We start from the raw sequence: 7,058 nt of genomic DNA on the forward strand, positions 1-7,058 counted from the left end.
GCCTCATCCTCTCCTGCGCTGCCTCTTCCCCGACGCAATGGGGCGTCGGGCCGGGCTTGTCCCCTCTCCTTTGTTTCAGGTGTGCCCCCGGACCTCTCGAAAATCGCAGTTAGCAAGACCCAGGAAATAGCGCATCCCGAACGATGAAACGGAGCCGCATCAAGCAGGCCATTCGTCAAGCGCCTTAAAGAACGCACAATAGGGGAGAGTATATGCAAAGGAAGCCTTTGGTCCGTCCAGTCATGCTGGCATTGGGCAGCACGCTGCTATGGGCCATGCCCGCCATGGCGCAGGATCAGACCGCGCAGCCCCAGGCCGATGCCCAGGCGATCGACCCCAACGCCATCATCGTCACCGCCCGCCGCCGCGAAGAAAGCCTGCAGGACACGCCGGTCGCGATCACCGCGGTCAACGCCGCCATGCTGGAAAACAAGGCGGCGGTGAATATCGGCGATTTGACAGGCGGCGTCCCCAACCTGCTGATCACCAACCAGAATTCGGGCGCGGCCGCCGCGAACCTCGCCATCCGTGGCCTGACCTATGCCGACGTCGAAAAATCGCAGGAACCGACCGTCGGCGTCGTTGTCGATGGCGTCTTCATCGGCACCAGCACCGGGCAATTCTTCGACTTTTTCGACATCGAGCAGATCGAAGTGCTGCGCGGCCCGCAGGGCACGCTGTTCGGCCGCAACACGATCGGCGGCGTCATCAACATCCGTCGCACCCGCCCGACCGGCGAGTTCGGTGCCAAAATGGAAGTCTCCTACGGCAAGTTCAACACTCTTGCGACCCGCGCCGTGGTCAACGCGCCCTTGTCCAGTGACGGCAGCATCGGTGCCAAGCTCTTCTACTTCCACAATGAAACCGACGGCTGGTATCGTCAGGGTCAGACCGGTGAACGGCGGGGTTTCGGCAATAACGAGAATTTCGGCGGATCAATCCTGTTCGCGCCCAAGGATAGCGGTTTCGATGCCCTCTTCACGCTCGAAAAGCAGGTGCAGAAGGCCGATCCCGTTGTCGCCAGCCTGACCCAGACCGGCGAAGTCTTTTGCGGCCTGATCCCGGCCAATGAATGCAACCGCAACAACACGACCGACCTGTACACCGTGTTCGGCCTGCCCAACGAAACCAACTATTCCGCGCCCGCCGCGACGCTGGAAATGAATTATGATGCGGGCGACGTCAAACTCACCTCCGTCACTGGCTGGCGCGATTCGCGTGAGAACCAGACGCAGGATTTCGACGGTTCCTCGACCGACCTCTATTATGTCCGGCGCTTGCAAAATTATGAGCAGTGGAGCCAGGAATTGCGCGCCGCTGGCAAGTTCAGCGACAGTTTCGACTATGTCGTAGGGCTGTTCTATTTCAGCTCCGAATATCGCTTGACCCAGTATAGCCGCGTCTTCGGCTTCGCCCCGACTGTCCCTCCTGAAATCTTCGACACCAACCCCCAGGTCGTGAACGGCAAGACCAAGTCCGTCGCCGTCTTCGGCGATTTCAACTGGGCCTTTGCCGACCAATGGCGCCTGTCCTTCGGCGGTCGCTTCACCCGCGACAAAAAGTCGCTCGACAATAGTTTCGGCGGCATCGAAATCGGCCGTGGCACCGACACGTTCAAGAAATTCACGCCCAAGGTCGGCGTCGATTTCCGCCCGAACGACGATGTCATGTTTTATGGTAGCTGGTCGCAAGGCTACCGGTCCGGCGGCTTTTCGCCCCGCGCGGGAACGGCCGCCAGCGCCGGTATCGCCTATCAACCCGAAGTGGTCGACAGCTTCGAAGTCGGCGGCAAGTTCGACCTGTTCGACCGCAAGCTGCAGTTCAACGTCGCGGCCTTCTATTCCAGCTACAAGGATCTGCACCAGAACAACACGCTCAATTGCCCAAGCTGCGCCACCGGAAACGAGACGATCACATCGAATGTCGGGTCGGCCAAGATCAAGGGCCTGGAGTTCGACTTCACTGCCCGTCCGACGTCGCAACTGACGATCACCGGCTCGATGGGCCTGCTCGATTCCAAGTTCAAGGGCTTCATCGTCGGCGGTATCTCGCCCGTGTCGGGCGCCGTCGTACCCTATGACTATTCGCGCAACGACCTCATCTACAATCCGAACATGACCGCGTCGTTAGCGGCCGACTACACCATGCCCACCAGCTTTGGCGAAATCATCGCGAATTTGAGCTATCGCTATATCGGCCGCTATGATCAGCAAATTTCATTGGGGCCAATCTCCGGCGACCTCACCAACGGGCCGATCATCGTCAACGGCAACGATCCGCGCGTGCGGACCGACAAGCAGGGACTGGTGGATGCGAGCGTGACCACCAAGTTCGAACTGGGCGGCACCGAAGCGCGCCTGACCCTGTTCGGCCGCAACCTCGCCAATGATCGTGGTCCAACCCACGGCTTCACCGTCGGCGGCCTGTGGTCCTTCGGCACGGCGCGCGAACCCCGCACCTATGGCGCGACGCTGGGCGTCAAATTCTGATCGCCGAAACAGTCTGAAAAGCCAAAGGCCGGGGCGCAATCCCCGGCCTTTCTTTTTGGCAGCCTCTCGCCCCCAGGCACAAAAAAGGGGCGTTGGAGCCATAGCCCCGACGCCCCATCAACCGATCAACCCGACGTTACAGATCGCCGTTGATATATTTCATGATCGTATTCTGGAACTGACGGATCTGGATTTCCTGATAATTGGCCAGTTGCACCTTATCGTTCAGCGACGCCTTCAGGCCCGTCTGCACATGCGGCAGATTTTCCATATCCTGTTCGAACACGTCGCCCAAAATGCCCAGCTCCGGTGCTTCGGTCCATTTCTGATCGACCGACAGGAATTTCATCGGCGGCGCCTTGGGATGCGCCTGCCCCGGCGGAACGCGGGTCAGCACGCGCACTTCCATCAGGCAATGGTCGACATCGTGCCAGGGCCGCCAGCGATAGACGATATTGGGCTGGAACCCGGCCCAGGGGCTGAAATTAGGAAAGACGTTGTAGAGCAACGCATCCATCATCTCCGCATCGGACGCGAAGCTGACATCATGGCCGAACATGGCGGTGGTGGTATCGCGCAGCGAAGCGCCCAGCGCCGCCCGCGCCGAAACGCCCTCTGGCACCTTGACATTATAGCCGCCCGCCGCCGCTTCCTTGTCCTCATAATTGTCGGACGACCGGCCATTATATTTGACGAACTCATCGACGATCCACTGTTCGGCCTTGTCGGTCGGATCGACATGGGGTGACATGGTGCCGAACGGCGTCACCGTCAGGTTCACATAGTCGCCATAGATATTATACATCGAATTGGCGTCGCCGGTGAACGGCAACAATTGCGGATGGGTGACGACGGTGTGCCAGCTTTCCATGAAAGCCTCCATCACCACCTTCCAGTTGGCCGGCACCACCTTGCCCACCCACATGGCCGTCGCGCATTCCTCCTGCCGCCAGCGCTTAAAATGCTCCGGCATCGGCGCGAGAAACGCGTCGAGCGTCGGCCCGTCCGCCGCTTCGCGAATGAAGATATAGCCCGCCCAGCGCCCGACGCTGATTTCCGGCAGGGACATCTCCTCATCTTTCAGATGCGAGAAGTCCCAGCGGCACGGAATCTGCTTGATCGACCCGTCATTATTCCAGGTGAAGCCATGGAACGGGCATTGCAGTTCGGCTGACCAGCCATCGCCGGTCTTGAGCTTGCGCCCGCGATGCAGGCAGACATTGGCAAAGGCCCGAACCGAACCATCTTCCTGCCGGATCAGCAGGAAGGATTTGCCGACATTCTCGTAAACGACATGGTCGCCCGGCTCCGGCAACTCCTCTTCGCGCGCCGCGAACTGCCAGGTGCGCGGCCACATCTTCTGCTTTTCCAGCTCGAAAAATTCAGGGCTGGTATAGCGGCTGGCCGGGATCGGGTCCGATCCCAGATTTTCATATTCGTCGGTGTAGAGAAATTCCGGCACCGGATTGGTGTCCGCCAGCATCAGGTCGCGGACACTCGTGCCGGGACAACGCGGCAGCGGTGCGCCTTTGATCCGGGGATCGCTTTCAGCCATCATTCTCTCTCCTAAATTCTCGCCCGCCCGGCTGCGCCACACAAGCGGCGCGCCGAATCCTTGGTCGCTTGTTCAAACATAGCGACGCGATCACTGCGCGACCATCCCCCCATCAACGACAAATTCGCATCCGGTGATGTAGCGCGCATCGTCCGACGCCAGGAAGGCGACCATCGACCCGATGTCGGCGGGTTCGCCCATGCGACCCATCGGGATGGTCGCGACGATCTGGTCGAATATCTCCTTGTTATCGGCGATCGCCACCTGCTGCATGTCGGTCCAGATCATGCCGGGATGCACCGTGTTCACACGGATATTGTCGCGCGCGGTTTCCAGCGCGACCGACTTGGAAAACAGCCGCACGCCGCCTTTACTCGCTGCATAGGCAGCGGTGCCCTGCACGCCCACTAGCCCCGCGATCGAAGACAGGTTGACGATCGACCCGCCATGCCCCTGCGCCCGCATTTGGTCGACGGCGACCTTGGTGCCCAGATACACGCTGTCAAGATTGACCGAAATCTGCTTGTGCCAGTCCGCCGACGTCATCTCGCTCATCGGCCGCAACACGGCGATGCCGGCATTATTGACCAATATGTCGATCTTGCCAAAGGCAGCGATCACCGCCTCGATCACCGTGGTCCAGACCGCTTCGTCGGTCACGTCCTGCGCCATCGCCTGCGCGGCAAAGCCCTGCGCCCGCAATTCCGCGGCCCGCGCATCGACCGCCGCGCCATCCAGGTCGGTCAGAAACAGGCTCGCACCCTGGCCCGCCATCTTGAGCGCGGCTGCAAAGCCCAAGCCATTGGCGGATGCCGCCCCGGTCACTAATGCCACTTTGCCGTTGAGGTCGATCATCATGCGCCAGCTATCCTCTTGTCGAACTGTTTGGGGCGCAGACTGGCCATTATGGCGCACCGTGCAACTAGCGCTAGTCAGAGTCCCCGCCGCGCCGGGCCGCCCTACCTATCACCTTACCGAGTTCCGGCAGGACGCCGCACGCGCTATGCTGCACGCCAAAGCCAATCGGCTATGCCATGAGAGAGGGTTTGCAATGGGCTATCATGACGTCATCGGCGAGGAAGCCGAAAAGATGCTCGAATATGTCGAGACGGGCACCACCCACAGCGCCGCCGACACGATGGAAGTGCCCGCCACCGCCTATACCGACCCCGCCTATTTCGCGCGGGAGAAGGCGGAAATCTTCATGAAACTGCCGCTGCTCGCCGCGCTGACCGCCGAAATGCCCAATCCGGGCGATTACAAGGCGATGGAACTGCTCGGCAAACCCGTCCTCATCACGCGCAAGAGCGACGGCACGGTCGCGGCTATGCTCAACGTCTGCACCCATCGCGGCATGATCCTCAAGCCCGAAGGCCATGGCAATGCCAAGCGCTTTTCCTGTCCCTATCATGCCTGGACCTACAGCAATGACGGCAAGCTGATCGGTGTCGCCGAACCGCAGAAATTCGGTCCCATCTGCAAGGAGGAACGCAACCTCACCGCCTTGCCCGTCGCCGAAGCGGGCGGGATCATCTGGATCTGCCTGACGCCAGGGCTGGAGTTCGACATCGCCGCGCATTTGGGCGATATGCTCGATGACCTGAATGCCTATGGGCTGGGCGATTGGCATTATTGCGGGTCACGCCGCATCTATGGCCCTAATTGGAAGATCGCCTATGACGGCTATCTGGAGGGCTATCATTTCGCCGCCGCGCACCCCACCACCATCCATCCGCGCACCTTCAGCAACATCATGCACTTCACCGCCTTCGGCCCACATATGCGCGTGGGCTATCCCCAGGTGCGGATCAAGGAAGCGCTGGGCGCGATCCCGCGCGCCGATTGGGGCGAACATGAGAATGAAGGCTATGACTTCGTCCGCACCATCTTCCCCAACATCTCCATCTTCTTCGCGCCGGAAATCACCCAGGTTGCCCAACTCATCCCCGGCGACACGCCCGGCAGCAACATCACCAACCTGATGTTCATCCGCCGTGAACCGCCCAAGGACGATGCAGACGCCGCCGCGATTGAAGGCATGATGGACTGGCTGCGCGACGTCGTGAATGACGAGGATTATGGCGTCGGCCTGCAAGTGCAGAAGGGCTTGGAATCGGGCGCGATCAAATCGGTCATTTTCGGCCGCAACGAGCGCGGCAACCAATATTTCCACAATTATGTCGACTATCTCCAGCGCGCCGACCCGGACGAAAGCCCACCGGAATTATAAGGCGGAGGCGAGCGGGATAGGACAGCCTCTCCTCCCCGTTCGCCCTGAGCCAGTCGAAGGGGGCTCTTCTTCTTGAAGAGAAGTATAGGGCTTCGACAAGCTCAGCCCGAACGGACTTGAGGTAAGTCCGTTCGGGCCTTGTGCCTTCCGCCCCTACAGCGTAGTCACACCCTCATTCAGCCGCACCACCGTCTTGCCCGTGGTCACGCCCGACATCAGGTTGATGAAGGCACTCGGCGCATTTTCGATGCCCGTCGTCACATTCTCCTGCGCGATCAGCGCGCCCGACCGAATCCATTCGCCCAACTGTGCCTCGGCCTCTTCCAGCATGTCGAGATGTTCATAGGCCAGGAACCCGCGCATCGTCACCCGGTTGACCAGCACCTGCCACAGGTTACGGATCGGATAGGGTTCGTCATGATTATTATAATTGGCCATCATGCCGCAGGTCACGATCCGCCCGAACGCCGCCATGTTGGGCAGCATCGTGTCGAGGATCAGCCCGCCGACATTGTCGAAATAGACATTCGCCCCATCCGGGCAGGCCGCCTTGATCGCGGCATCCAGGTCCGGCTCGGCGCGATAGTCGATCGCCGCGTCGATCCCGAACGTGCCCGTCACCAGTTCCGCCTTGTCCTTCGATCCGACGATGCCGACCGACCGGCAGCCCGACAGCTTAGCGACCTGGCACCCCACGCTGCCGACCGCGCCCGCCGCCGCGCTCATGACGACCGTGTCGCCCGCCTGCATCTCGCCGATCCGCTTCAAACCGACATAGGCGGTG

At 60.7% G+C, this 7,058-nt stretch carries 5 protein-coding genes; 2 read left to right on the plus strand and 3 right to left on the minus strand.

Annotated elements, in window-relative coordinates:
* The first annotated feature begins 212 nt into the window (after window positions 1–212).
* The gene (locus IL54_RS12510; RefSeq protein ID WP_037476083.1) at window positions 213–2,489 is read left to right on the plus strand and encodes a TonB-dependent receptor; all 2,277 of its coding nucleotides are present in this window, start codon (window positions 213–215) and stop codon (window positions 2,487–2,489) included.
* 136 nt (window positions 2,490–2,625) lie between these two features.
* Here IL54_RS12510 and IL54_RS12515 read toward each other — a convergent pair whose 3' ends face one another.
* Together IL54_RS12515 and IL54_RS12520 are read right to left on the minus strand one after the other, a co-directional pair.
* Window positions 2,626–4,044: an aromatic ring-hydroxylating oxygenase subunit alpha gene (locus tag IL54_RS12515; RefSeq protein ID WP_037478560.1), complete on the minus strand. Its 1,419-nt coding sequence runs from the start codon at window positions 4,042–4,044 to the stop codon at window positions 2,626–2,628.
* A 90-nt stretch (window positions 4,045–4,134) separates the two neighbouring features.
* A complete protein-coding gene (locus IL54_RS12520; RefSeq protein ID WP_409593608.1) occupies window positions 4,135–4,902 on the minus strand; it encodes an SDR family NAD(P)-dependent oxidoreductase in 768 nt (255 codons plus the stop codon).
* 193 nt (window positions 4,903–5,095) lie between these two features.
* On the opposite strand from IL54_RS12520, the gene IL54_RS12525 reads away from it, so the two are divergent.
* Window positions 5,096–6,274, plus strand: coding sequence for an aromatic ring-hydroxylating oxygenase subunit alpha (locus IL54_RS12525; RefSeq protein WP_037476085.1), 1,179 nt, complete (start codon window positions 5,096–5,098; stop codon window positions 6,272–6,274).
* A 153-nt stretch (window positions 6,275–6,427) separates the two neighbouring features.
* Here the strand turns inward: IL54_RS12525 and IL54_RS12530 are convergent.
* Window positions 6,428–7,058 (minus strand): MDR family NADP-dependent oxidoreductase (locus IL54_RS12530; RefSeq protein ID WP_037478565.1); only part of this gene is annotated, 631 nt, incomplete at its 5' end.

The sequence above is a fragment of the Sphingobium sp. ba1 genome (assembly GCF_000743655.1).
GTDB lineage: Bacteria > Pseudomonadota > Alphaproteobacteria > Sphingomonadales > Sphingomonadaceae > Sphingobium.